General features: G+C 46.8%; 27 protein-coding genes. 7 read left to right on the top strand and 20 right to left on the bottom strand.

What is annotated here, in order from left to right:
- Positions 1-45 precede the first annotated feature (45 nt).
- The 5 genes from ricT to ACT6R0_RS11015 all read left to right on the top strand — a co-directional run bounded on the left by ricT (position 46) and on the right by ACT6R0_RS11015 (position 5,819).
- Positions 46-1,491, top strand: coding sequence for a regulatory iron-sulfur-containing complex subunit RicT (gene ricT, locus ACT6R0_RS10995; protein ID WP_444653390.1), 1,446 nt, complete (start codon positions 46-48; stop codon positions 1,489-1,491).
- Complete coding sequence (locus tag ACT6R0_RS11000; RefSeq protein WP_444653388.1) at positions 1,469-1,969, top strand: gliding motility lipoprotein GldH; 501 nt, start codon at positions 1,469-1,471, stop codon at positions 1,967-1,969. The genes ricT and ACT6R0_RS11000 overlap by 23 nt, the downstream gene beginning before the upstream one ends.
- 9 nt (positions 1,970-1,978) lie before the next feature.
- Positions 1,979-4,297 carry a penicillin-binding protein 1A gene (locus tag ACT6R0_RS11005; protein WP_444653386.1) on the top strand — a complete coding sequence of 773 codons (2,319 nt, stop codon included), beginning with the start codon at positions 1,979-1,981 and terminating at the stop codon, positions 4,295-4,297.
- A 63-nt stretch (positions 4,298-4,360) separates the two neighbouring features.
- Positions 4,361-5,062 (top strand): CoA transferase subunit A, encoded by a 702-nt coding sequence (locus ACT6R0_RS11010; RefSeq protein ID WP_444653385.1) that lies wholly within the window; start codon positions 4,361-4,363, stop codon positions 5,060-5,062.
- A 100-nt stretch (positions 5,063-5,162) separates the two neighbouring features.
- Positions 5,163-5,819, top strand: a complete 657-nt coding sequence (locus ACT6R0_RS11015; protein WP_444653384.1) for a 3-oxoacid CoA-transferase subunit B — start codon at positions 5,163-5,165, stop codon at positions 5,817-5,819.
- 158 nt (positions 5,820-5,977) lie between these two features.
- On the opposite strand, the gene ACT6R0_RS11020 is transcribed toward ACT6R0_RS11015, so the two are convergent.
- The 10 genes from ACT6R0_RS11020 to ACT6R0_RS11065 form a co-directional block, all read right to left on the bottom strand.
- Positions 5,978-7,663: an ABC transporter ATP-binding protein gene (locus tag ACT6R0_RS11020; RefSeq protein ID WP_444653383.1), complete on the bottom strand. Its 1,686-nt coding sequence runs from the start codon at positions 7,661-7,663 to the stop codon at positions 5,978-5,980.
- A 10-nt stretch (positions 7,664-7,673) separates the two neighbouring features.
- Positions 7,674-7,886: a hypothetical protein gene (locus ACT6R0_RS11025; protein ID WP_444653382.1), complete on the bottom strand. Its 213-nt coding sequence runs from the start codon at positions 7,884-7,886 to the stop codon at positions 7,674-7,676.
- A gap of 175 nt (positions 7,887-8,061) precedes the next feature.
- Positions 8,062-8,601 carry a hypothetical protein gene (locus tag ACT6R0_RS11030; protein WP_444653381.1) on the bottom strand — a complete coding sequence of 180 codons (540 nt, stop codon included), beginning with the start codon at positions 8,599-8,601 and terminating at the stop codon, positions 8,062-8,064.
- A gap of 2 nt (positions 8,602-8,603) precedes the next feature.
- Positions 8,604-9,122, bottom strand: a complete 519-nt coding sequence (locus ACT6R0_RS11035; RefSeq protein ID WP_444653380.1) for a hypothetical protein — start codon at positions 9,120-9,122, stop codon at positions 8,604-8,606.
- Between the two features lie 216 nt (positions 9,123-9,338).
- The gene (locus tag ACT6R0_RS11040) at positions 9,339-10,052 is read right to left on the bottom strand and encodes a 3'-5' exonuclease (RefSeq protein WP_444653379.1); all 714 of its coding nucleotides are present in this window, start codon (positions 10,050-10,052) and stop codon (positions 9,339-9,341) included.
- Positions 10,053-10,137: 85 nt separating this feature from the next.
- Positions 10,138-11,361 carry a serine hydrolase domain-containing protein gene (locus ACT6R0_RS11045; RefSeq protein ID WP_444653377.1) on the bottom strand — a complete coding sequence of 408 codons (1,224 nt, stop codon included), beginning with the start codon at positions 11,359-11,361 and terminating at the stop codon, positions 10,138-10,140.
- A gap of 136 nt (positions 11,362-11,497) precedes the next feature.
- Positions 11,498-11,971: a methylated-DNA--[protein]-cysteine S-methyltransferase gene (locus tag ACT6R0_RS11050; protein WP_444653376.1), complete on the bottom strand. Its 474-nt coding sequence runs from the start codon at positions 11,969-11,971 to the stop codon at positions 11,498-11,500.
- A gap of 34 nt (positions 11,972-12,005) precedes the next feature.
- The gene (locus ACT6R0_RS11055) at positions 12,006-12,206 is read right to left on the bottom strand and encodes a helix-turn-helix transcriptional regulator (protein ID WP_444653375.1); all 201 of its coding nucleotides are present in this window, start codon (positions 12,204-12,206) and stop codon (positions 12,006-12,008) included.
- Entirely contained in the window at positions 12,196-12,678 is a 483-nt protein-coding gene (locus tag ACT6R0_RS11060) for a hypothetical protein (RefSeq protein WP_444653373.1), read from the bottom strand. The genes ACT6R0_RS11055 and ACT6R0_RS11060 overlap by 11 nt, the downstream gene beginning before the upstream one ends.
- Before the next feature lie 127 nt (positions 12,679-12,805).
- Positions 12,806-13,333, bottom strand: coding sequence for a DUF1573 domain-containing protein (locus tag ACT6R0_RS11065; protein WP_444653372.1), 528 nt, complete (start codon positions 13,331-13,333; stop codon positions 12,806-12,808).
- A 190-nt stretch (positions 13,334-13,523) separates the two neighbouring features.
- Between ACT6R0_RS11065 and ACT6R0_RS11070 the strand changes: the two genes are divergently transcribed.
- Positions 13,524-14,801 (top strand): sensor histidine kinase, encoded by a 1,278-nt coding sequence (locus tag ACT6R0_RS11070; protein ID WP_444653371.1) that lies wholly within the window; start codon positions 13,524-13,526, stop codon positions 14,799-14,801.
- On the top strand, positions 14,798-15,478 hold the full coding sequence (locus ACT6R0_RS11075) for a response regulator transcription factor (RefSeq protein ID WP_444653370.1): 681 nt from the start codon (positions 14,798-14,800) through the stop codon (positions 15,476-15,478). The genes ACT6R0_RS11070 and ACT6R0_RS11075 overlap by 4 nt, the downstream gene beginning before the upstream one ends.
- Positions 15,479-15,603: 125 nt before the next feature.
- On the opposite strand, the gene ACT6R0_RS11080 is transcribed toward ACT6R0_RS11075, so the two are convergent.
- The 10 genes from ACT6R0_RS11080 to hemA all read right to left on the bottom strand — a co-directional run bounded on the left by ACT6R0_RS11080 (position 15,604) and on the right by hemA (position 25,481).
- Positions 15,604-16,008, bottom strand: coding sequence for a c-type cytochrome (locus tag ACT6R0_RS11080; protein WP_444653369.1), 405 nt, complete (start codon positions 16,006-16,008; stop codon positions 15,604-15,606).
- A gap of 147 nt (positions 16,009-16,155) precedes the next feature.
- The gene (gene hemB / locus ACT6R0_RS11085) at positions 16,156-17,151 is read right to left on the bottom strand and encodes a porphobilinogen synthase (RefSeq protein ID WP_444653368.1); all 996 of its coding nucleotides are present in this window, start codon (positions 17,149-17,151) and stop codon (positions 16,156-16,158) included.
- A gap of 166 nt (positions 17,152-17,317) precedes the next feature.
- Positions 17,318-18,253: a DUF4421 family protein gene (locus ACT6R0_RS11090; RefSeq protein ID WP_444653366.1), complete on the bottom strand. Its 936-nt coding sequence runs from the start codon at positions 18,251-18,253 to the stop codon at positions 17,318-17,320.
- Positions 18,244-19,146 carry an oxygen-dependent coproporphyrinogen oxidase gene (gene hemF / locus ACT6R0_RS11095; protein WP_444653364.1) on the bottom strand — a complete coding sequence of 301 codons (903 nt, stop codon included), beginning with the start codon at positions 19,144-19,146 and terminating at the stop codon, positions 18,244-18,246. Before hemF ends, ACT6R0_RS11090 begins: the two co-directional genes overlap by 10 nt.
- 2 nt (positions 19,147-19,148) lie before the next feature.
- Positions 19,149-20,969, bottom strand: coding sequence for a hypothetical protein (locus tag ACT6R0_RS11100; RefSeq protein WP_444653363.1), 1,821 nt, complete (start codon positions 20,967-20,969; stop codon positions 19,149-19,151).
- Positions 20,956-21,495 (bottom strand): GNAT family N-acetyltransferase, encoded by a 540-nt coding sequence (locus ACT6R0_RS11105; RefSeq protein ID WP_444653362.1) that lies wholly within the window; start codon positions 21,493-21,495, stop codon positions 20,956-20,958. Before ACT6R0_RS11105 ends, ACT6R0_RS11100 begins: the two co-directional genes overlap by 14 nt.
- A gap of 19 nt (positions 21,496-21,514) precedes the next feature.
- The gene (gene hemE, locus ACT6R0_RS11110) at positions 21,515-22,540 is read right to left on the bottom strand and encodes a uroporphyrinogen decarboxylase (RefSeq protein ID WP_444653360.1); all 1,026 of its coding nucleotides are present in this window, start codon (positions 22,538-22,540) and stop codon (positions 21,515-21,517) included.
- A 99-nt stretch (positions 22,541-22,639) separates the two neighbouring features.
- Positions 22,640-23,308: a uroporphyrinogen-III synthase gene (locus ACT6R0_RS11115; RefSeq protein WP_444653358.1), complete on the bottom strand. Its 669-nt coding sequence runs from the start codon at positions 23,306-23,308 to the stop codon at positions 22,640-22,642.
- Positions 23,308-24,228 carry a hydroxymethylbilane synthase gene (hemC, locus tag ACT6R0_RS11120; protein ID WP_444653356.1) on the bottom strand — a complete coding sequence of 307 codons (921 nt, stop codon included), beginning with the start codon at positions 24,226-24,228 and terminating at the stop codon, positions 23,308-23,310. The genes ACT6R0_RS11115 and hemC overlap by 1 nt, the downstream gene beginning before the upstream one ends.
- Positions 24,225-25,481 carry a glutamyl-tRNA reductase gene (gene hemA / locus ACT6R0_RS11125; RefSeq protein ID WP_444653354.1) on the bottom strand — a complete coding sequence of 419 codons (1,257 nt, stop codon included), beginning with the start codon at positions 25,479-25,481 and terminating at the stop codon, positions 24,225-24,227. The genes hemC and hemA overlap by 4 nt, the downstream gene beginning before the upstream one ends.
- Positions 25,482-25,522 lie beyond the last annotated feature (41 nt).

Genomic DNA, 25,522 nt, shown 5'->3' on the forward strand with positions numbered 1-25,522 from the left:
CAATACGAACCGTAGCGGCACGCCGCGATCTATATATATACACTTATGGCATGTACGAATTGTTCCACCGGGTCCAAAGACGGAACCCCGAGAGGATGTAAAAATAATGGAACCTGCGGAACCGACAGCTGCAATAAACTGACGGTTTTCGACTGGCTTTCCAACATGAGCCTGCCGGGCGGGCAGGCACCCTTCGACGCTGTTGAAGTACGCTTCAAGAACGGGCGCAAGGAATTTTACCGCAATACCGAAAAGATCACCCTAAGCATTGGCGACATCGTAGCTACCGAGGCATCCCCCGGGCATGACATTGGCATTGTGACCCTTACCGGCGAACTGGTAAAGGTGCAGATGAAGAAAAAGAACGAAAAGCCATATGGCGACCTCCCTAAAATATACCGCAAAGCCAGCCAGAAGGATATTGACATCTGGAGTGCCGCACGCGACAGAGAGGAGCCTATGAAAGTGATTGCCCGTGAGCTTGCTATAAAGCTAAAGCTGGAAATGAAGATATCTGATATCGAATTTCAGGGTGATAGCTCAAAAGCAACATTCTATTATACGGCCAATGACAGGGTCGACTTCAGGCAGCTTATTAAAGATTTTGCCCGTGTGTTCAGCATCAGGATCGAAATGAAGCAGGTAGGCTTTCGTCAGGAGGCATCTCGCTTGGGCGGAATTGGATCATGTGGCCGTGAACTGTGCTGCTCAACATGGCTTACCGATTTCCGAAGCGTGAATACCTCGGCGGCACGCTACCAGCAACTGTCCCTTAACCCGCAAAAGCTGGCAGGGCAGTGCGGCAAGCTGAAATGCTGCCTCAACTACGAACTGGATACTTACCTGGACGCATTGAAAGGCCTTCCGGACATGGACACCAAGCTATATACTGAAAAGGGTGATGCCTTTTGCCAGAAGGTTGACATCTTCAAGGGGTTGATGTGGTTCGCCTACACCGATAACATGGCACACTGGCACGTACTGACGGCCGAGAGCGTAAAGGAGATCATGGCTATCAATAAGTTGAAGGAGCGCGCGACTTCGCTTGAGGATTATGCTGAAGAAGTTGCGGCGATAGAGCCTGAAAAGACATTTCAAAATGCCATGGGCCAGGACAGCCTTACCCGTTTTGACGCGCCTAAGCGAAAGAACAGGAAAAAGCCGGGCGGCAACAACGACAGGAATAAAGCCACACTGAGCCCCGAGGGGCCAAGAGATAAAAGGCCGCAGGATAAACCGCGAAACAATAACAGTATCAAGCCGAACCGCGAACAGGGCCAGGGGCCAAAACCCCAAAATGCAGCCCGGAACCAACAAGGCCCAAAACCGGAAAATACAGCGCAGCCAAAGCCGGAAGGTACTGCAGGGCAAAATCCGAACGCAGGACAAAACCCTAATGCCAACCGCAACAAGGACAAGAACCGCAACAGGAATAAAAACCGTAACCGCCCGCCAAGGGATAATAACAATGCAGGTAACGCAGACAATTAAAATCAGCCTTTCGCTGCTGGGTGCGGCATTACTCCTCTGTTCATGCGATAAAGGCCGTGTATTCGACGAGTACAAAGCCATGGACGGCAGATGGAACAAAGACAGCATTGTTTCCTTCAGCTTTGAGCAGAAGGATACTACGGCACGTTATAATGCGTTTGTAAATATCCGGAACAATAACAGCTACCCGTATAACAACCTGTTCCTCATTGTGCAGATGCAGGAGCCGGGCACCAAGATCGTAAAGGTAGACACCCTGGAATACCAGATGGCCAACCCCGACGGGGCGTTGCTGGGCGAAGGCTTTAGTGATGTGAAAGAAAGCAAGCTGGTGTATAAAAAGGCGATGCAATTCCCTAAGCCAGGCAAGTATATCGTTAGCATCCAACAGGCAGTGCGAAAAGGCGGCGAAGTACCCGGTGTGCAGGAACTGGAGGGGGTGACCGAAGTAGGGTTCAGGATAGAAGCAACAGAATAAAATATAAGTATGGCAAAGACAAACAGCAATACAGAAGACTATTCAAAATATGTAAGGAAGTTCTGGAAGATATTCGGTATAGGGTTACTCTCGGTGATCCTGTTCTTCCTGCTGGCCTCGTGGGGCGTTTTTGGCGCCATGCCGTCATTTGACCAGTTGGAGAACCCGGATTCGAACGTGGCGACCGAGATCATTTCATCTGACGGAGTTACCCTGGGTAAATTTTACCTGGAGAACAGGACACCGGTAAAATATGCTGACCTGCCAAAACACCTTGTAGATGCTTTGATATCTACCGAGGATGAGCGTTTTTATGAGCACTCCGGTATCGACTCGAGGGGTACGCTAAGGGCGGCGCTATCGCTGGGAAGCAGTGGTGGTGCGAGTACCATCACGCAGCAGCTGGCCAAGAACCTTTTCCACAAGCCGCCATCCTTCTTTCTTTGGAGGATCGTGCAAAAAGCCAAGGAGTGGATCATCGCAACCAAACTAGAACGCCAGTATACCAAGGAAGAGCTTATAGCTATGTACCTTAATACGGTAGATTTTACACACAATGCCGTAGGTATACGTTCGGCATCCAAAACCTACTTTGGCAAAGAGCCTAAAGACCTTAAGGTGGAGGAATCGGCTGTATTGGTGGCAATGCTTAAAAACCCATCGCTGTACAACCCGGCGAGCAAGAGCGAGAAAAGAAGGAAGCTGGTGCACGACCGCAGGCAGACCGTATTTAGCCAAATGGTTAAGAACGGCAAACTTACCGATGCCGAGAAAACGAAGCTGGAAAAAATAGACATAAAGCTTAACTATTCGCCGGAAAGCCATAAGGAAGGTGTTGCGACCTACTTTAGGGAATACCTAAGGGGATACATGCAGCAATGGCTTAAGGATAATAAAAAAGAAGATGGTACAGAATATGACCTGTATACCGACGGCCTTAAGATCTACACAACCATTGATTCTAAAATGCAGGAATATGCCGAAGAGGCTGTCGATGAGCATTTGGCCAACCTTCAGGAGCAGTTCTACATTGATCAAAAGAATAACAAGAACGCACCTTTCATAAAACTGTCGGACGCCGAGACCCAAAAGATACTTGACCGCGCAATGAAGAACTCAGAGCGCTGGAGGATGATGAAGGAAGAGGGGAAAGAGGAGCAGGAAATAATAGCTTCCTTTAAAAAGAAGACCCGCATGTCGGTGTTTACCTGGAAAGGTGAGAAAGATACTATCATGACCCCGATCGATTCCATACGCTATTACAAGCACTTCCTGCAAAGCGGCATGATGTCAATGGAACCACAAACAGGGCACGTAAAAGCATGGGTGGGCGGGATTAATTATAAGCATTTCCAATACGACCACGTAGCCCAGGGCGCAAGGCAGGTAGGATCTACATTTAAGCCTTTTGTTTATGCTACGGCAATTGAGCAGCTTCACTATTCGCCGTGCGATTCCATTCGCGATGAGCCTTTCAGCATGCCGCAGGGCAAATATGGGATCGATAAAGACTGGCACCCGCAAAACTCCAATGGCAAGTTCATGGGTACGGTCACACTGAAAAAAGCGCTGGCAATGTCTATTAACACGGTATCAGCCAAGCTGATCGACCGTGTGGGGCCAAAAGCCGTGGTAGACATGACCCACAAGCTGGGCGTTGAGACTGAAATTCCGGAGCAGCCGGCCATCGCATTGGGTGCAGTAGAGATCACCGTGAGCGACATGGTGGCGGCATACAGTACCTTTGCTAACCAGGGGATGTATGTAAAGCCTATAGTGATCACTAAGATCGAAGACAAGAACGGTGTGGTGCTTTATCAGCCAAAAGTAGAGACCCACGAGGTTGTGAATAAAGACATTGCCTATGCCATCATCAAGCTGCTTGAAGGGGTTACCGAAAGCGGATCGGGTGCAAGGCTTAAGTGGGGCGGCGGAGGCGGCAACGGCTACGACCGAATGACCGGATACCCGTATGCCATCATCAACCCTATCGCGGGAAAAACAGGAACGACACAAAACCAGTCGGACGGTTGGTTCGTGGGCATGGTACCTAACCTTGCCACAGGGGTATGGGTGGGTAATGAAGACCGTTCGGCACACTTTAAGAGCCTTACTTACGGGCAGGGTGCTACAATGGCGCTGCCTATTTGGGGACTCTTCATGAAAAAATGTTATGCCGACGACAATCTCACATTCAAAATATCAGAAAAACCGTTTGAGCGACCTTCAAACCTTCAAATAAAGGTAGACTGCTGGAAGCCTCCTGTAAAGGATACAACGGCAAGCGACAGTACCAAGCTCCCCATTGACGAGTTTTCAGAATTCTAATAGAAGCGCCTTTTTATAAGGCGCTTTTTTATATATTTATGCACCAAAACTAAACTTTATTGTATGATCAATAAAAAAGTACAAAATGTTGAAGAAGCCCTTAAGGACGTACAGGACGGCATGACCCTGATGCTGGGCGGCTTCGGCCTGAGCGGGCTTCCGGAGAACTGCATCGGAGAGCTGGTGCGCAAAGGCACTACTGACCTTACCTGCATTTCCAATAATGCGGGAGTAGATGATTTCGGGCTTGGCCTGTTGCTGCAGAAGCGCCAGATAAAGAAAATGATATCATCGTATGTGGGTGAGAATGCCGAATTTGAGAGGCAGATGCTTAGCGGCGAACTTGAGGTAGAGCTTACTCCCCAAGGCACACTTGCTGAAAAATGCCGTGCCGCACAAGCCGGTATCCCGGCTTTCTATACCCCTGCCGGATACGGTACAGAAGTAGCCGAAGGTAAGGAAGCACGTGAATTCAACGGAAAGATGCACATCATGGAAGAAGCTTTTAAAGCCGATTTCTCAATAGTAAAAGCATGGAAAGGCGACGAGGCCGGCAACCTGGTATTTAAAGGAACGGCGCGCAACTTCAATGCCTGCATGGCCGGTGCCGCAAAAATTACCGTGGCCGAAGTTGAGGAACTGGTGCCTGTGGGCGAACTTGACCCGAACTTCATCCATGTTCCAGGGATCTATGTGCAAAGGATATTCCGGGGAGAGAAGTATGAGAAGCGAATTGAACAAAGAACCACACGTAAACGTTCATAATAAATCAATATAGCAATTTTTTAATATAACGATCCTGAATTGGTCCATTAAAAAAAGCTAGTGGCAATTGATATATTGCTGCATTAAACAATCGATACATATGTTGACGAAAGAAGATATAGCGAAACGGATCGCAAAGGAAGTACAGGACGGTTACTTTGTAAATCTTGGTATAGGCATACCTACATTGGTAGCTAATTATGTAAGGCACGATATATCGGTGGAATTCCAGAGTGAGAATGGTGTGCTGGGCATGGGCCCGTTCCCTTTTGAAGGCGAGGAAGATCCTGATGTGATCAATGCCGGGAAGCAGACCATCACTACGCTGCCGGGGGCGTCCTTTTTTGATTCGGCCACAAGCTTTGGAATGATCCGTGCGCAAAAGGTAGACCTTACCATTCTTGGAGCCATGGAAGTAGCCGAGAACGGTGACATTGCCAACTGGAAAATTCCCGGCAAAATGGTAAAAGGCATGGGTGGCGCAATGGATCTTGTGGCTTCCGCCGAAAACATCATTGTAGCGATGATGCACGTGAATAAGGCCGGCGAATCGAAAATACTAAAACGCTGCACCCTGCCGTTAACCGGTGTAGGCTGCGTAAAAAAAGTTGTAACCGAATTGGCAGTTTTGGAAATAGTTCCGGAAGGTTTTAAACTGCTGGAACGTGCACCGGGCGTATCTGTAGAAGATATTAAAAATGCTACGGAGGGCAACCTTATCATTGAGGGTGAAATACCTGAGATGGTGATTGATTAAAGCCAGGCCCTAACTCTCAAAAGGGGAACAGCGGTACTAATTAAGGAACAAAAATTTAAAAGCCCAAAGGTTTCAAGCCTTTGGGCTTTCCTATATTCTTTTATTTCCAACATGATAGTGTGAGTGTAGCTGTTCCCACTTTAGAGTTAGAGGAATGATCAATGGTTCGGTATCGCCGCGATCAGCTTCTTCGTATACTCCTTTTGCGGATGGGCATATAAGGCATCGGCCTCGTTCATTTCCTCGATCTTTCCTTTATTCATGACAAGTACCTGGTCGCTCATGTATTTCACTACGGCAAGGTCGTGCGAAATGAAAATGTAGGTAAACCCGAAATTCTCCTTCAATTCATTCAAAAGATTGAGCACCTGCGCCTGAACAGAGATGTCGAGCGCGGAAACCGATTCATCACACACTATAAGCTTTGGCTGCAAGGCAATGGTTCGCGCAATGCCGATGCGCTGTCTTTGTCCTCCCGAAAACTCGTGTGGGTAACGGTTGAAGTGCTCTTCCCCCAAGCCTACGCGGTTCAGGATCTCGATCACTTTTTCCTTGCGTTCTTTATCATTTTTATGCAGCTTATGTACCTGCATCGGTTCCATGATGGCCTTGCCTACGGTTATTCGCGGGTTGAGCGAAGAATAGGGATCCTGGAAAATGATCTGGACCTCTTTGCGCAGTTCCCGTATTTCCTTATCGGAAAGCTTTGCGAGGTCTTTGCCTTTGTATAAAATTTTTCCAGCCGTCGCTTTATCAAGCTGCAATATCGCATTGCCCAATGTGGACTTCCCGCAGCCGGATTCGCCGACTAAACCTAAAGTTTCACCTTCGTATATCTTAAAACTCACATCATCTACTGCCCGGAATCTCACATCCTTGCCAAACAGCCCGGCAAAGGAAACATATTCCTTTTCCACGTTGATGACTTCTAAGATCGGTGGGTTTTCGTATAATGCTTTGTGGTTTTCGTTTCGCTGTTGTGGGGTGATCTCTTCGGGGTTGACCGTATCATTGAGGTGATCCTGTATAGTAGGCAATCGCTTCAGCCGTACATCCAGCGATGGCCGCGAGCTGATGAGCGCCTTGGTGTAGGTGTGTTTCGGGTCGCTGAATATCTCCTGCGAACCGCCCTGTTCCACAATGTCGCCACGGTACATGACCAATACCCGGTTAGCGATTTCCGACACCAGCGAGAGGTCATGCGATATGAACAATATGCTCATGCCTGTTTCCTGCTGCAGTTCCTTCAACAACAGGATGATCTCCTTTTGTACGGTAACATCCAGTGCGGTAGTGGGCTCATCGGCAATGAGTATTTTCGGCTTGCACGCAATGGCCATGGCGATCATCACGCGCTGCTTTTGACCGCCTGAAATTTCGTGCGGATAGCGGTTAAATATGTTGGCGGGGTTGGGCAGCTTTACCTTTTCAAATAATGAAATGACGCGCTCTTTTATTTCTTTTTTGGTCAGGTTCGTATGTTTTGCCAGGATCTCCTCTACCTGGTAGCCGCATTTTAGCGACGGATTGAGCGAACTCATCGGTTCCTGGAAGATCATCGCGATGTCATTGCCCCGGAGACTGCGCAATTCCTGTTGGCTTAAGGCCGAAATATCTTTGCCGTCGAACGCTATTTTACCTTGGGTTACTGCGAGTATCCCTTTAGGCAATAGCCCCATGACCGCAAGTGAAGTGACCGATTTTCCGGAGCCCGACTCTCCTACGATACCCAGTATCTCATTTTGCCCCAACGAAAACGTGGCGTTCTTTACAATAGGTAACCACTGCCCTTCTTTTTTGGCAGAGATCGTAACATTGTCGAGATGAAGCAGTGGATCATTCATGGGAATAAACTTATATAACTTTCTGCAGGTAAAACTTGCGGCCATCTGCGGCAACATGCTCCAGATAGTCGATCTTCTTAAAAAGCCTGTAGTAAAACATGTAAGGTTTCAGGTTTTTGGCTACACTGTTTAACGAGATCACAAAATCTTTAAGGTTGGTGCTGTATACCAGCACTTTATTGTCGGTTTGTGCTACGTATAAATTTTCGATATCTCTTATCATATTGTAAAGGTACTGTTTTTGTAAATTGGTTGCTTAAAACCTGCAGGTCTTTGAGACGCAGTGTTTCTGAAACTGTAATTTTGATCGTGTGTTTCAATTGAAACACTACCAGCTTTATAAATAAAAAGGCTGGGAATCGAAATTCCCAGCCTTCAAATGTAATGAAGATCTTAAACTATTTGGCGATATCAGAATTGTCAAGTGATATCACATAATATTCAAAATCAAGGTCTTTTTTTAGTTCATCTATAACAGGCAGTATTTTAGCTTTTGCCACCCCTCCCAGTTTATAGGAATACAACAAGATCAAGGTTTTCTTTTCCGGATTAAAATGGAGCGTGTCGAAATACCGGAAAGAAGTAATACCCGATTTTGAAAACCTGCCTGAAGCATCGGGTATTGCATGATATAATTGGACGATTTGACCCTGGCAGCTCTTTATATTTAATTCATTAGCACTAATAATTTCAGAATTATAAACAATACCATAGTAAGTGCTTAGTCCGTCTTTTACTATGTCGGCTGCGATGTTGTTAAACGCTTCTTCTTTCAGTATAATAATTCTGTTGCTTTCAAGTCCGGTTTCCTTTGCAATTGTTTCAATATAGGACTGGGATGTTGCAAACTGTCGCTGTGTATTGGCATTATAGTACACGGACTGAAGTGAGCTACATGATGATAAAAAAATAACAGATAGAAGGATTATTGATCTCATTATTAAGGCACTAAGGTAACATCAACTTGTATTTCGGTACTTGTATAGGTAAGTGGGTAGTCGCCTGCTGCAATAACAACTCCTGAACCCATATCGAAATTACTATCAAATCCAAAATCTGCAAGATCTGATGCGACAAAGCCTGCAGCAGAAGTCAGACCCCTGGGGAAACGTATTTTCATCCCAGTACCACTTCTTTTAACTTCAAAAACCACTCTGGCTTGGGTCAGGGAATTATCTAAGGCAGGTGCTGCTCCGAATTCATTATCAACACATTGCCACTCCCATTTACCATCTGAGCAAATCGAGAACCTTCTTGTACAACCGGTCGATCCTCTGTGTAAACGGAGTGTGTTGAATTCATAGACTAGTGCCATATGCTGGCCTTCAGGACATTCGGTAATCCTGGCTGCCAATTCCAATGTTTGTTCAATAACAGGTGTTGTATTGTTCGCATCATTGGGATCGTTGGTACAGGCGAACATAGCAGCCAAGACAAAAAACGCAAATAATTTTTTCATAATTAATATTATTAATTTAGCCTACTCTTTCGTTTTTCGGCATACACGTTGTATAAATGTATGCCATAACTTATTAATTATCAGATTTATAAATATATTTTCGCTAAAGAGCGATTATTTCTGTTAAAGTGAAGACTTAGAGTAAAAGAATTATGAGTTTATAATTATTTAATAGGAGATTTCTCTTGCGTTGAAATGGAAGAAATGGTTTTACAATTAAACATGTATAATTTCATCTTCCACCAGCAGGTCCTCGCGGCGAAAGCGCAGCAGTACCTGGGCTACGGCTATTACATCTTTTTCACAATAGGTTACGATACGGTCGATATCATTTTCAATATGGTATACCTGACCAACCTGGCTGCCGTCGATATCGCCTTTAGGGGAGGGGATGCCTAATATTTTTGTGAGCAGCTTAAGTGATGTAAAGCTTTTATAGTCACCGAATTTCCAAAGTTCCATAGTATCGAGGTGCGGTACTTCCCATGGCTTTTTGCCAAAGAGGTTCAGTTTGGGCGGAATGGCGATATTGTTAATGACCATGCGGCGTGCTATGAAAGGGAAATCGAATTCCTTTGCATTATGCCCGCACATGATGTGCTGCGGCTGGTTGAAGTGGTTGTTTAACAGGTTGGAGAAATCGCGGAGTATCTGTGTTTCCTCACCACAAAAAGAGGTTACCCGAAAATGCCGTATGTCGCCCCTAAAGGTAAAATACCCTGCGGAGAGGCACACGATCTTACCGAACTCTGCCCAAATGCCGGCACGGTCGTAAAATTCGTCAGGCTCATATTCGTCTTTGCGTTGGTACTGGGTCTTTTGGGCAAAGAGCTGCTGCGTTTCCTCGTCAAGCAGGCCGAAGTGCTTTTGCTCCGATACGGTTTCTATGTCCAGGAAAAGGATGTTTTCCAGTCGTACTTTTTCGATCATCGTTTCGCTTCATGTAAGGTTTCAAAACCTTGCAGGTGTATTTCAGATTATTAAACCTAAAAGGTCTTTGAGGACTTGCAGGTCGTTACTTCATCATATCAATTACTTCGGCTTGTTCAATCGTCATGGGCAATCCGTTTCCTTTGCCTTCGGCCGGCTTCATTTTGCCCATCATTTTGTAAGCCTCATCTACATATACATAAAAATCGTTGCTGTGCGGGTCGCTCATGGTCTGGAGGCCTTTGGTGTGCCCCAGTCTTACAATGATAATGTTATCTTTGGGGATGACAATGACAAACTGCCCAAGGTGCCCGCGCATGTAGTACATCTTTTTGCCCAGGTAGTCGTTAAGCCACACACCATAGCCATACTGAGGTGATCCTTTAAACTTTGGCGCTGTCATTTTTGCCACAGCTGTACTGTCCAGTATCTTACTGCCATTCCAGTTCCCGTTGTGAAGGAATAGCTTGCCGAAGCGGGCAAAGTCCCTGGCGTTGCTCCCAATGCAGCAATAGGCTTTTTCGATACCGCCTTCGTGGTCGATCTGCCAAAGCGCGTCGTTCTCCGCTCCCATGGGCTGCCAGAAATGCTTAGACACGTAATCTGACAGATGCTCGCCTGTGGCCTTTACAATGACCATAGCCAGCAATTGCGTAGCACCGCTCACATATTCGAACTCTACTCCCGGCTCGCTCACAATAGGTACGCTCAGCACCGTTTTCTCCAGCTCATCGCCAAAGTAGGCGCGCGTTGTTACCGAAAATGCGCTGCTGTACTGCTCGCCCCAATCCATTCCTGTTGACATGGATGAAAGGTCGCCTACAGTAAGCTTTGCAGCAAGGCCATCTTTATATTCTGGAAAATAGTCGGATACCGGCTGGTCGAGGCTTTTGATCTTGCCTTCCATAATGGCTTTGAACATGGCCGCGGTAACTACCGTTTTTGCCATAGAGAAGGAGTTCGATCTAGAATCCTTGTTATAGCCGTCATAATAGCTTTCGTGCCAAATGCTGTCATTTTTTATGATGAGGTAGGCCACGGTGCCGAGTTCTTTATGAACATCTTCCAGCCGCTTTGTGGCTTTAACCTTGTTATAGTCCTTGTGCATGGCCCATGGCTGTGCAGCCCCTTTTTTTATTTCGCGGTTATCGAAATAGGTGTAGTCGTCGAGATAGGCGGTGGTCTTGCCATTAAGGTACACTACCCGCACGGCCTTGAAAAGGTAATCGACATCAAAAAGATAAGCCAGTATGACAATGAAGGAAATGATGATGGCAAACCCGAGCAGGGATTTTCGAAGGAAGTTCATAGGCGTTTGGTTAAGTGCTGCTACGAATTTACGTAAAATTGTTATATGGTTTTAGCCACGGATCTCACGAATTTTACCAATTGCACTATGGCAGCATTTATGTCCAATGATCAATTGTGGAATTAGTGGCAAAATTCTAAAACAAGCTCTGCTGTACGGGAGGGGTTTCGTGTTCCAGCAGCCATTTTTTGCGCCACAATCCGCCTGCATAACCGGTAAGTGAACCATCGCTCCCAATGACGCGGTGGCAGGGTACAACGATCCATAACGGGTTCTTTCCATTGGCGGAAGCTACGGCGCGTATGGCCTTTACATCGCCCAGTTTTACCGATAGCTCGTGGTAGGACACTGTTTTACCGAAAGGTATCTCCAGCAGGGCATTCCATACTTTCTTTTGGAAATCGGTGCCCGCTGGATCAAGCTTAAAAGTGAAGGATCTCAGGCTACCGGCAAAATAATCCTGCAATTGGCTAACGGCTTCCTTAAGTTCTTTGGGAATTTCCTGTGAAAGTTGCTGCGGGTCGTCCAATATCCATATTTTCGAAATGCCCGCCGCATCGCCCTCTATGAGGCAATGTCCGACGGGCGTATGTATAATGGCTTGTTGCATGCATCAAAGATAAGCATTGCCGATGATCTCAATGTTAATCTCCTTCCTCAAGATCAAATATCTCATTAACGCTTTTGCTGAAAAGGCGAGATAATTTTAGGGCCAATACCGTAGATGGTACATACTTCCCTGCTTCCAGCGCATTGATGGTCTGCCGGCTCACACCTATCTTTTCGGCCAGGTCCTGTTGCGTGAGGTTGAATATGGCACGCTGCACTTTTATGTTATTCTTCATCTTGCCTGGAATTATTGAATTGGTACATTTTGTAACGGAAAAGGATGATAAAGATAACAAGCTGTGAGAACATGGCGCCCATGAGCACATTTAAAAAAGGAAAACCGTAAATGAACAGGTAGCAGAACAACAGTATGCCATAGTTGGCAATGGTAGCCCATGCCAGGCTGTGCAGGCGGATGGATGCGACCATTTCGTCCTCATGCCTTTCTTTCGAAAAGGCGAAAATAATGCCCGATACAATGACCAGAAGGACCAGCAGTTCATCCAGTATAGGATTCCTGGTGATAATAAAATAATCGGCTGGGCCAAAAAAGCCGTTATCGCCAATAATGGCAAACACCCAAACGTTCAGGGGCAGGTCTTCAGCATTCCTCATAGAGCTGTAGGCAATGAGGGCAAAGAATGAAATGATAAACAAAATACCGCTTATCCATTTAAGGCGGTGGGGGAATAAATAATTCGTTTTCATGATGATTGATCTTAAATTTAATCAAATGTAAAATATAATTTCCAATATGACAAATAAACTTTACATTTTGTAAAATAAAAAAGCCATCAGGTTATGATGGCTCTTTCCGACTATCTATAAAAAATAATTAATGTTGTACAGCCGGTGCCGGTGCAGCTTCGCCTTCAGGAGCAATTACCTTACCTTTAATGGTAAGGATCTTGTTCACGTCGCTGTCATTAGTAGTAACAGTAACGGTTTTAGAGAACGAACCAGGGTTAGCAGCATTGAAAGTAGCAGTTACTATACCCGTTTCTCCAGGTTTGATCGGGGTTTTAGTGTAGTTGGTAGCTGTACACCCGCACTGTGCTTTTACACCTGTAACAAGTACAGTCTGCTTTGTGGTGTTCTTAAAGGTGAACTCATGCGATACAGGCTTGCCTTTTTCGATATCGCCAAAAGTATGGCTGTCCTCATTCCATGTAATGCCCGAAGGTGTCATGTTCTTTGGCGCTTCAGTGGTAGCAGCCGGAGCAGATCTGGTAAGCGTTTTAGCTTCAGTTTTAGGCGGGGTCGCTTTCGCAGCTTTTTTTGTAGTGGCCTGTTGTGCATTGGCAGAGAAAGAAAGCAATAAAGCTCCTGCAACTGCGAATAAAGAAAGTTTAAGGGTTTTCATAGTTTTTTAATAATTATGAGTTAATAATTTTTTGGTTTGATAACGATACAAATATATTTACTAATTGCCACAAAGTTGTTAATCCGTTCCACAGTCTTGTTAATAACATGTTAACGCCCTGTAGCTTAACGTTGTTTATACCGTTAGCTGTTATAATTTTATCGCTGTAATTGCAAATCGCGTTCCAAAATTGAAATTCAATAAGTTAAATATCATTGTTTTCATTGGCCTGATAGCCATCATAGGCGTATTAGTCATGCAGCTTGTCATGCTCGGGCAGGCCTATGCGTTCGAAAAAAAGGAATTGGGCGAAAAGATACACTTCGCGCTGCAGGACGTGGTTAAGAAGATCTACCGCGACAATGAGAGCGAGCCACCCGCGGCCAGCCCCATTAAAAAAGTAGCCGAAGACTATTATGTAGTGGATGTGCAGGATGTTTTTGATGCCGAAGTGCTCGAATATTACCTAAAGACGGAGTTCCAGAAAGTAAAGCTCGACATGGATTATGAATATGCCATGTACGACTGCTCATCGGATGAAATGATATATGGCGAATATGTGACCATGAACGGCAGGGAGATCTCGAACGACAAGCTCCAATGCGAAAATTGCTTTACCAAGCGCGAAGGGTTGGTGTATTATTTTGCGGTGCGTTTCCCCAAACTTACCCACAGTTATGTGAACTCGCTACAGCAATACTGGATATATACCAGTGTACTTTTGTTGGTGCTGGTTATATATGTCTATTCGGTATTATTGCTCCTCAAGCAGAAAAAATATACCGAGCTGCAGAAGGACTTCATCAATAACATGACGCATGAGTTCAAAACACCGCTGTCGTCCATACTCATTGCCTCAAACTATGCCGTGAAACAGGAAGCTATCGAAACCAACCCTAAGCTAAGCAAATACCTGAAGATCATTATTGAGCAAAGCAACAAGCTCAACCAGCATGTAGAGCGCATCCTGTCGGTAGCCAAAACCGAATCCAATATCATTACGTTAGAGAAAAAGCCCTTCAACATTGTGGAGTCTTTAGATCTGGTGAAGGAAAATGCGTTGCTGAAGTTTGACCATGCGTCGGTCAAACATGTATCTGGTAAGCCGGTATACCTTGTTAAGGCCGATGAATTCCATTTTTACAACATTGCCTATAATATTGTAGAAAATGCAGTAAAGTATGGCACCGCACATCCAGAGGTGACCATTAGTATAAAGGAGGATAAAGGCATCGATCTGCGATTTTCCGACAACGGCCCCGGCATACCGCAGGAGCACGTCGACTATGTGTTCGACCGCTTTTATCGTGTGCCGCGCGAAAACAAAAAGGAGGTTGAAGGTTTTGGCATCGGCCTTTTTTATGTGAAAAAGATTTGTGAACTTCACGGTTGGAAGGCATCCATAAAAAATAATGCAGGAGCAGGCATGACGGTAACCCTGCACATACCCAAAAAAAGCATGGCATGAGGAAGAAGATACTGTATGTTGAAGATGATAACACCCTGGCGTTCCTTACTGCAGATAATTTGGAGCAGCATTATAATGTGGCCCATTATTCGAACGGTAAAGAGGCTTGGGAGGCATTTCGCAATGAGGAATTTGACCTTTGTGTATTGGATGTTATGCTCCCGGAGATGGACGGGTTTGAACTTGCAGAAGCGATACGGAAGCAAAATGTAGAAGTGCCCATCATTTTCCTTTCGGCAAAAACATTGAAGGAAGACCGCATAAAAGGTCTGAAGCTGGGCGCCGACGATTACCTGGTAAAGCCCTACAGCATAGAAGAGCTTATCCTAAAAATAGAAGTATTCCTGCAACGCAGCCAAAAACTGGCACCTGTCAAAAACAGCACCTGCTCGATCGGCTCTTTTGTTTTCGACCCCGAAAACTATGTGGTCACAAAAGGCCTCGAAAGGATAACGCTTACCGAAAGAGAATCGGCACTGCTCAAGCTGTTCATCGACAATAAGAATACCATATTAAAAAGGGAAAAAATACTCACCGCACTTTGGGGCACCGACGACTATTTCATGGGCCGCAGTATGGACGTGTTCATTTCACGCCTACGCAAAATATTCAAGGACGACGAGACTATCCGCATTGAGAACATCCCGAGGATAGGATTTAAGCTGGTAGCCCCTTAAACAAGCCCCCTAATCCCCGAAGGGGGAACGCCACTCTTGCGGAATAATTCTGCGGAATGTTGGCACGTTCCGGCTCCCTCTCCTTTAGAGAGGGTTGGGGTGAGGACTAATTCCCCCTTCGGGGGTTAGTGGGCTTGGATATGACTCATCATATACGCCTCCACCGCCTTCAGTTCTTCATCCGTAAAAGTCTTTGTAATGTAAAAATTGGTTTTCATTACTTCATACTGCGCGGGGTCTACTATCGGGTCGCCCTCGCCCATAAGGAAGGTTACCATATCGCCTTTCTGCTCCTTATAAATTTTGGCTATGTCCTTTATGCTTGGCCCGATCGCTTTTTGCTCCGGCTTGTGGCAGCTAAAGCAGTTGCCCTTTCCGTCAAAAATTTCCTGCCCCAGCTTTTGTTGAGGGGTCAGGTTGGCCAATTCGCCTTCGGCAGATCCGTTGACGGTGGTGATCGGTTCTTTTTTCTCCTCATTCTTACAGGAGAAGAGGGAAAGAGTGATTAAGAGTAATAAAAGATTTTTCATTTTATGGTGTATTAGGCAACAGACCTCACTCCTAATCCCCTCTCCAAAGGAGAGGGGAGCGAGCTTCACTCAACAAGTGTTAGAGTATGAGTGCATCGGTAAGAGTTTCCCTCTCCTTTGGAGAGGGGTTAGGGGTGAGGTCCATTATTACTTATTCAATAATATTGCGGCTTCTTTAGCAAAATAGGTCGAGATCAGGTCAGCTCCCGCGCGCTTAATGCAATACAGCTGCTCGATCATCACCCTGTCGTGGTCCAGCCAGCCCCTTTCGGATGCCGCCTTTATCATGGCATATTCGCCAGATACATGGAATACTGATACCGGTACGTTCACCGCATTCTTTACTTCGCGTACAATGTCCAGGTAGGCGATGCCCGGTTTCACCATTACAATGTCGGCGCCTTCCTCCACATCCTGTACAGCTTCCTTAATGGCCTCAATGCGGTTGGCATAGTCCATTTGGTACGTCTTTTTATCTTTAGGCACTTCGATCTCAGCATCTTTCGGCGCACTGTCCAATGCATCGCGGAAAGGCCCGTAAAATGCCGAAGCATATTTGGCGCTGTAGCTCATGATGCCCACATTTTGGAAACCCGCGCTGTCAAGCCCCTGGCGCAGGCGCAGCACCCTGCCATCCATCATATCGCTTGGTGCGGCAAAGTCGGCACCTGCTTCAGCGTGCGATACGGCCATGCGTACCAGTGCGTCTACGGTTTCATCGTTAGCCACATCGCCATTTTTGATGATGCCGTCGTGCCCGTAAATGGAGTAGGGGTCAAGCGCTACATCGGGCATCACGATCATTCCCGGCACGGCATGCTTTATGGATCTTATGGCGCGCTGCATCAGCCCATCGGGGTTCCAGGCTTCTTTACCGGTGTTGTCTTTCAGCCTGTCATCCACTTTTACGTAGATGTTCACTGCCTTAATGCCGAGGTTCCAAAGTTCCTTGACTTCCTTTACGGTAAGGTCGAGTGAACGGCGGTATATTCCGGGCATCGATGGGATGGCGATCTCAACATTCGTCCCTTCCGCAATAAACATCGGGAACATAAAGTCGTTAGGCGTTACTATGGTTTCGCGAACCAGCGAACGGATGGATCCGTTGGTCCTTAATCGTCTATTTCTGTGTAATGGAAACATAACCTATATCATTTATATGCCGCTCCTCCGGAGCTCATGGCGTTATCGTATTCTTTGCTATAAACATTTCGACCCTCCAGGGGAATCACAAGCAATATATCTTTTATATTCAATAATGGCGTTTTGCATTCGTGGCAACTGTAAACCGTTAACTGTAAACTTTAAACTACTTGAGCCGCTCTTCAATCTTCTCTTTTTCTTTTACCAAAAACTTAGGGGCATCAAAGCGGTAACCGACAAATGCCGTAGCATAGTTGATGGTGTCGTCCATAGCTACGTTGCCTGATGCCTGGTGATTCGATGCCATCGCACGGCTATTGATGCCTGCGAAGAATCGCTCCGAGTTGTACCCCAGCCCTACCAGCGCCGATGCCTGGCTGAGTATCTTCGTGTCGCCACCCTCGGGAAATGTTGCCCCTGCCCCAAGGCCCAATCCTACCGACACCATAAAATCTTTGGCGATGACCCAGTTATAATAGTATGTCGGGGTGAGCGCTACATTTACAAAATAACCTTTATCGCCCATACCCTCCTGGCTTTTGCCGTTCACTTCGGTGTAAAAGTAGGATAAGGTAGGGGCAAATGTACCCGCGCTTTTCAGCTGCTTGGCATTTTGCAACCCTATCGACCGGTACGAAAAGCGCTTGTTGAATACGAATGCTGTCGACCCGCCAACCTTCATCGTCTTCAGGTTTTCGAGGTATACGCTGCCGCCGTCCACATTCAGCGAAATGCCCCTTTGGTAATAATAATCCAGCCTCTGCACAAAACGTCCCGGGAACAGGTCCAGCCCGAATGATGTCATTTTTGAGTTGCCGTTGTCTTTGTTGTCGGCAAAAAATAAGGGTGCAAAACCCAGACTAAAGGCAACAATGTCATATTGCACCGAGAGGCCAAGGGTTGTCTTTTTATTGGGTTCCAAATCTATGGCCAGGTTATCCTCGCCATAGTTGAGTGCAAAGGTATTCGAGGTATTGAGCACAAACGCCTGTACCGAGAGCTTGCCGTCGTATTTTTTATGCCATGCATCATTTTCTTCACCGGTCTGCGCGCAGCAAACCGATGCAAAACAACAAATCGCTATGACACGAATTATATCCACTCTTTAGGCTCCCCTAATATTTTTATCAATCGTTCCTCCTCACTGCCTGCTTCCGGGTAGTGGTCGTATACCCACTGCACGTGTGGCGGCAGGCTCATTAATATGCTCTCCATGCGTCCATTGGTTTTGAGGCCGAAGAGCGTGCCCTTATCATGCACAAGGTTGAACTCGACATAGCGGCCGCGGCGAATTTCCTGCCAGGTGCGGTGCGTTTCATTCCACTCAATATCCTTGCGACGCTCTACGATCGGCACATAGGCGGACAGGAAACTGTTGCCGACTTCGGTTACAAAATCGTACCACTGCTCCATGCCAAAACCTTCCGACGCCTTGCAATGGTCGAAGAACAAGCCGCCAATGCCCCGGGACTCATTGCGGTGCGCATTCCAAAAATAGGCATCACACTGCTTTTTGAATTTCGGGTAAAACTCCGGGTCGTGCTTGTCGCAGGCGGTTTTGCACGTTTGGTGGAAATGTACGGCATCCTCGTCAAACAAGTAATACGGTGTAAGGTCCTGTCCGCCGCCAAACCAACTGGCCACAATATTCCCCTGCTTATCATACATCTCAAAATAACGCCAGTTGGCATGCACGGTGGGCACGAAAGGGTTCTTCGGGTGGATCACCAGGCTGAGCCCGCAGGCAAAAAAATCTACATCGCCCACGTTAAAGTACGCCTGCATCGCCTTGGGCAGTTCCCCATGCACTGCAGAGATGTTCACACCGCCTTTTTCAAAAACATTGCCGTTCTCAATTACGCGCGTGCGCCCGCCACCGCCTTCAGCGCGTTCCCACAGGTCCTCCCTGAATTTGGCAGTCCCGTCCACTTCTTCAAGTTTCGACGTTATGGTATCCTGTAGTTGCTGTATGTAATTGTAAAAAGTATCTTTCATCGTTATTCCTCATCCAATGTTAGTTCGGCAGCCAGCTTATAATCGTCAACCAGTTTCTGTACTTTTTGCGGCTCGCCAAAGATGTACCATGCCGTCTGGTCGCCTGTTTCTACAGGAACAAATTTTTCCTTTAACCCGCTGTCTTTGGCAATAGCTTCGAGAAGCAAAGAAAAAGCCTCCATGTCGTACCAGTCGCCCAGGTCTTCCGGGATCAGGATATACGCTTTGTTTTTGTATACCGCGATCAGGTGTATTTCAGATGTCTCTTCCTTGTCGTCAAATTTGCTTTGCTGGTAGGCTTTAACCCCCCTGATCTTTCCGGCCGATCTATTGGTAAGATCCAGCAGCAGCGTATCATGGTCGGCAGGGTAAACGCCGGGCTCTACATCAAAGTTATAGCTGATACCTGCAAGATCAAGTATGCTGTAAATAGAGTCATCACTATAAAATATATCCTCATCTGTCTTGCGTTTATTGAGCTGTTCCTGTGTGACCTGTGTTGTTATAAGTCCGTTTTTGATGAGGTAATCATTATTCTCTGCAACAGTTTTTTTCTCGAGCTTATAATATTCCGAAACCATCGTTCGCAATGTAACCGACTTTATCGTGAGAACAGCAGTTTCAAAAACCGGCTTGTCCATATCCTTTAATGCTGTAGCAAACTGCGCAGCATCATATTCTTTCGTAAGGCCGGCTTTCTCAAACAGCTTCATAAGGTATGCCGCGACCTCTTTATCATTGAGCAGGACTTTGTCTTTTGCAACCGCGTTCATAAGATCCATAATATCATCCTGCGCCGGCTGTAATGCCAGTGTGGCGGCTTTCTTTTTAGGAAAGTCATAAAACCGCAACAGATTAAGCTCCATGGCATCGTGCAGTTCCTTTTTTTCATCTCCTTTAAGATATCTGGACATCGAAGCCTCAGTTGTAGCCGAAAATGACGGGACCCGGGGGTCATCCGACTTGAGTACCAATTGCACGAAAAAGGTTTTAGGCTCGAATTCCGAACCAAATTCCCCACTCTGCTCAGCCAGCCCCCACTTTAAAAGGTCTGTCATTGTAATGGCATTCTTTTCCATGTACGCGATCGCAAAATGAATGATCTTTTTCTTTATCGGAGCTGTGCCGTTCTCCATGAAATCGTCCAGCCCTTCGGTAAACCAGTAGGTGTCCTGATCAGCATCATTAACAGGTATTTTGCCAAATGAAGAGATGAAATAGTCGATCGCTTTCTCGCTTTTTCCATCACGGCCCAGCCAAAAGAACAGCCTGCCGCTAACGGTTGACTTTCCGGAAATAAGGCGCGCCTCAAATGCGGGGACATGGCCTTCAATTTTGTTGTATCCGGCAAATTGCACTATATCGCGCTCAAGCTCATTATCATTGATCAGCTTAAAAAGCGCTGCCTTTACATCAGCATCAAGATCTACCGTTTTATCCTTGTCAAAATGATCCGGTTCCATTTCGTCAATGAGCTCCGATATCTTGTCTTTATCCTTTCCTTTTAGTATTGCCAGCACCTGCGTCTTAGCCGATCTGTCGCCTTTCCTATACCGCCTGCCAAGGGCTTTATCATTATTTGCAAGCAGCATCTGCTCCATCTCTTCCACAGCTTTTGCCCGTGCATCAATGTAAGATGAAAGAAATGCCACACTGCCCGCATCGGTTATGGTAAGCAGCTTTTGGTCTTTCTTACCCTTGCCCGCATCTTTAATTATTTTTTGTACCCTGATACTGTCCTTTACCAGATCCTGCGCAAAAGCAGCGGATGTGAATGCAAAACATAATACCAGCAGGAAATGGTATACTTTATTTTTTATCATATTCAGTTTTTAATAGCCCATAATAAATAAGGTCTTCTAACTCGCCGTTGCCATTTTTGAATTCACGGCGCAAAATACCTTCTTGTGTAAACCCTTGTTTGAATGCGATCCTTTGGCTGCCGTAATTGTCAAGTGCCGTGCATATGGTGATCTTGCCCATTCCCAATTCGCCAAAGCAAAAAGTGATAAGGTTGGCAACCGATGTGGTAATAATACCCTTGCCCTGAAAGTCCTTATCAACAAAATAAGCCAGTTCGCATTTATTGATCTTCCGGTCGATGTTCTTTACCAGCACATAGCCTATAAGCGCATTGGTTTTGGTATCGCGGAGGTAGCGGTAATAATTCTCATCCTTTTCCTCATTAATAGCCGACTGTTCCGACGCTGCCAAAGTAGCACCCAAACTCATAGTATTGGCCACTGTCACGGGAAACCCCCGGGCAATATGCTCCCTGTTCCTGTCGATGAGGCTGTAAAACTCCTCCGGCAGAATTTCGGATAGGGTATGTGTGGTCCAGCTTCTCATTTTTTGGTTATAGCGAGAACTATTTATACTCCTTCACCGCATCAATAAACGCTTTCGCATGGTCTACAGGGATATGCGGCAAAATGCCGTGGCCCAGGTTCACGATATAGTTGTCCTTGCCAAATTCATCGATCATTTGGTGTACCATTTTTTTGATGGTCGGTATTGGCGACAGCAGCCTGCTCGGATCGAAATTACCCTGCAATGTTATCCTGCCGCCCGATAGGTAACGGGCATTGCGGGCAGAACATGTCCAGTCTACCCCCAGCGCCGATGCCTTGCTTTGTGCCATTTCGCCCAGTGCGAACCAACACCCTTTCCCGAATACGATAACGTGCGTTTCGGGTGCCAGTGCCTCAACGATCTGGTTAATGTATTTCCACGAAAATTCCTGGTAATCTACAGGAGAGAGCATTCCGCCCCAGCTGTCGAATACCTGTACCGCATTCACTCCTGCCTTTACTTTTTCTTTAAGGTAAGCTATGGTGGTGTCGGTTATTTTCTGGAGCAGCACGTGCGCGGCTTCAGGCTGCGAAAAGCAGAAGCCTTTCGCCGTGTCGAAACTTTTTGATCCCTTGCCTTCCACGGCATAGCAGAAGATGGTCCACGGCGAACCCGCAAAGCCTATCAATGGTACCTCATCATTCAGCATTTCTTTCGTCAGCTTTATGGCATCCATCACATAGCCCAGTGTTTCGTGGATATCCGGCACGATGACCTTCTCCACATCCTGAGGTGTACGGATAGGGTTCGGCAGGAATGGGCCTACGCTTTCCTTCATCAGCACCTCGATGCCCATGGCCTGCGGCACTACAAGTATGTCCGAGAACAAGATCGCGGCATCCGGCTTTACTATGCGGATAGGCTGTACTGTAATTTCGGCGGCAAGCTCCGGTGTCTGGCAACGGGTAAAGAAATCGTACTTATCGCGCAGTGCACGGAATTCAGGCAAATACCTGCCTGCCTGGCGCATCATCCATACCGGCGGCCTTTCTACAGGCTCGTTGCGCAATGCTTTTAAAAAGAGGTCGTTTTTTAAGGTCATGTTTTTATTTTTTAGCTACACGCCTGTCATTGCGAGCGGAGGCACGGAGCGCGGCAATCTTGTTAGATCACTCCGTCGTTCCTCCTCGCGATGACGGTGCTATTCATAATTTCTGTAATAATTTACGCACTGGACCACCACATTCTCTACAGTTGGCTTGTTAGCAAGGACGATCTTTTCAGTAATTCCTTTCAATGCCGATGCTGTGGTGTTACCAATGCAAAAGCAAACTGCATCAGTAATGCTATTCTCCTTCAGGTAACTCTCCACCCCCGACGGGCTGTAAAACAGTATCGCGTCAGGCACTGTATTTATGGTAATTGGCGATAATACTGTTTGGTATATTTCAATTTCGTTCCAAATTATGTTGGCTTTCACCAATGCATCCGGCAGTGTATCCCGCCTCATGTTCCCCGAAAAGAATGTAAAGCTTTCGCCGGAATGTCCTGCTGTTATAATCTCCGCCAGTCCTTCAGCATATTCTGCAGAAGCGGCAACGGCATACCCTGCTCTTTCAATCGCTTCCTTTGTCTTGCTGCCTACGCAAAATACGGGATGGCTTGTATAGTTCCCGGCATGCTCATTCAGCAAAAAGCTTTTAACAGCATTCTGGCTTGTAAAGATAAGGTTTTGGTGAATGGCATCCAGTTCGAAAGGCTTGTATTGGATGCTGATAAAATCGGCTTCCACAACCCCCAGCCCGGCATTGAGCAGGAATTGCCTGTGGTTGGGCAGCAGTTTTTTGGTAGACAGCACCCTTGCTTTCATTATTTCTTCAGTTGGTTGCGGATTTTCTCCATCAGTTCCGCCCCGCCATTTTTTTGGATCTCTTCGGCACATTCATTGCCGAAATTGGCATGATCGCTATCAGCATGCAGTACTTTCTCAATATGCAGCTTTTCCGTACCGTCTATGGATAGCAGTACCCCCTCAAAGCGTATCTCTTCATCAATATACGTTGCCAATGCACCGATCGGGGCTGTACAGCCGCCCTCCAGTTTTTTCAGGAACTGGCGCTCTATGTGTGTGGTGATCTCGGTAGGTTTGTGGTTGAGGTGTGCGAGTGCTTCCCGGCAATACGCATCATTTTCCATGGCAACAACTACCATCGCGCCTTGTGCGGGTGCGGGTATCATCCACTCAAGGGCCATATGGTTTTCAGGCAGCAGGTTAATGCGCTCCAGTCCGGCAGCAGCGAATATCGCTCCCTGCCAGTCATTGTCCTTTAATTTCTGCAGACGGGTGTTCACGTTGCCCCTAAGGTCGGTCACGTTATGGTGAGGGTAACGGTTGAGCCATTGTGCCTGGCGGCGAAGGCTTCCCGTTGCTATTGTTGCAGGGTTGGTAAAAAATTCGGTACTGCCTTTGTGCACCAGCAGGTCATTTACGTTGGCACGCTCCAAAACGGCTGCCTGTACAATGCCTTTTGGCAGGGCGGTGGGCACATCCTTCATGGAATGCACGGCGATGTCCACCTCGCCCCGTATCATGGCAACGTCGAGTGTTTTGGTAAAAATGCCGGTAATGCCCAGTTCGTACAGCGGCACATCAAGGATGAGGTCGCCGGTAGATTTCACTGCCACGATCTCGGTTCCGTATCCCAAGGCGTTAAGTTGGCGTTCTACGGTGTGTGCCTGCCAAAGGGCAAGCTCGCTGTCGCGGGTGCCTATCCGTATGATCTTTCTCATTGTACGGGGGTTTCGATCCTGAATACCTTTTCGATCCACTCGATGCTTTCATCGACTACCGTGTCGCGGTCTTTCAGGTGATTGGCAAAATGCGTTGTAATTTTATGGATGATCCGCTGGCTGATGATCTCGGCCTGCTCCTCATCAAAATTACTTATTTTTTTACGCTGGAAGTCAAGTTCGCTGTCTTTTATCGAGTTCAGCTTTTCCTTTAGCGCGTTTATGGTAGGTGCAAATTTACGGGCATTGGTCCAATCATTGAATTCAGAAATTATGTCCTCGATGATCGCCTCGGCAGCAGGAATATGCAGCCTGCGGTTTTCCAGGGTCGCATCGGTAATGGTAGAAAGGTCGTCCAGGTGTACCAGGGTAACGCCCGGAAGCTCCTTTACATTATCATGTACGTTCTTCGGTATCGAAAGGTCTAATATCAGCAGGGGCTTGTCCAGCACCAGTATGTCTTTGTCAATGGTAGGTTCCTGGGCGCCGGTGGCTACGATAAGCACATCGGCCTTGGGAATTTCCAGCGGAAGCAGGTCATGGTCCTTTACAACCAGGTTAAATTTTCCGGCTATCTTTTCGGCTTTCTCGCGGGTTCGGTTCACCAATATGATATGGTCGTTCTTGGTATGCTTCACCAGGTTCTCGCAGGTATTGCGGCCTATTTTTCCGGTGCCGAAAAGCAAAATGTTCTTATGGCTGATGTTGGCCACATTGTTCATTATGTACTGCACCGAGGCAAAGGATACTGATGTTGCGCCCGAACTCAGTTCTGTTTCGTTCTTGATGCGTTTGCTGGCCTGGATCACGCTGTTCACCAGCCTTTCCAGGAAAGCATTGGCCAGTCCTGCGGCTTTCGATTCTGTGAACCCTGTCTTTATCTGGCTGATGATCTCAAAGTCGCCCAGGATTTGGCTGTCGAGCCCGGTGCCTACGCGAAATATGTGCGCAATGGCTTCATTGTTCTTATATACGAACGCGGCACGCTGGAACTCCTCAATGGATCCGCGGCTGTTGTCGCAAAGCAGTTTTATCAGTTGAAAGGGATGCTGTGCAAAACCATAGATCTCGGTACGGTTGCAGGTAGAGGTCACAATCAGGCTGTCTATGCCCTCCTGTTTGGCCTGTTGCAGCAATGCGGCTTTGCCGGCACTGTCCAGGCTGAATTTCCCCCGTGTCTCAGCATCAGCCTTCCTGTAACTCAGTCCTACCGCATAAAAGTACTGGTGCCTCGACGTATTGTTGTTCTCCATATTCGTTACTTCACACTTCTTAAAAGTTTCACAAAAGTAAT

This window comes from Flavobacterium sp. (assembly GCF_052437795.1).
Lineage (GTDB): Bacteria > Bacteroidota > Bacteroidia > Flavobacteriales > Flavobacteriaceae > Flavobacterium.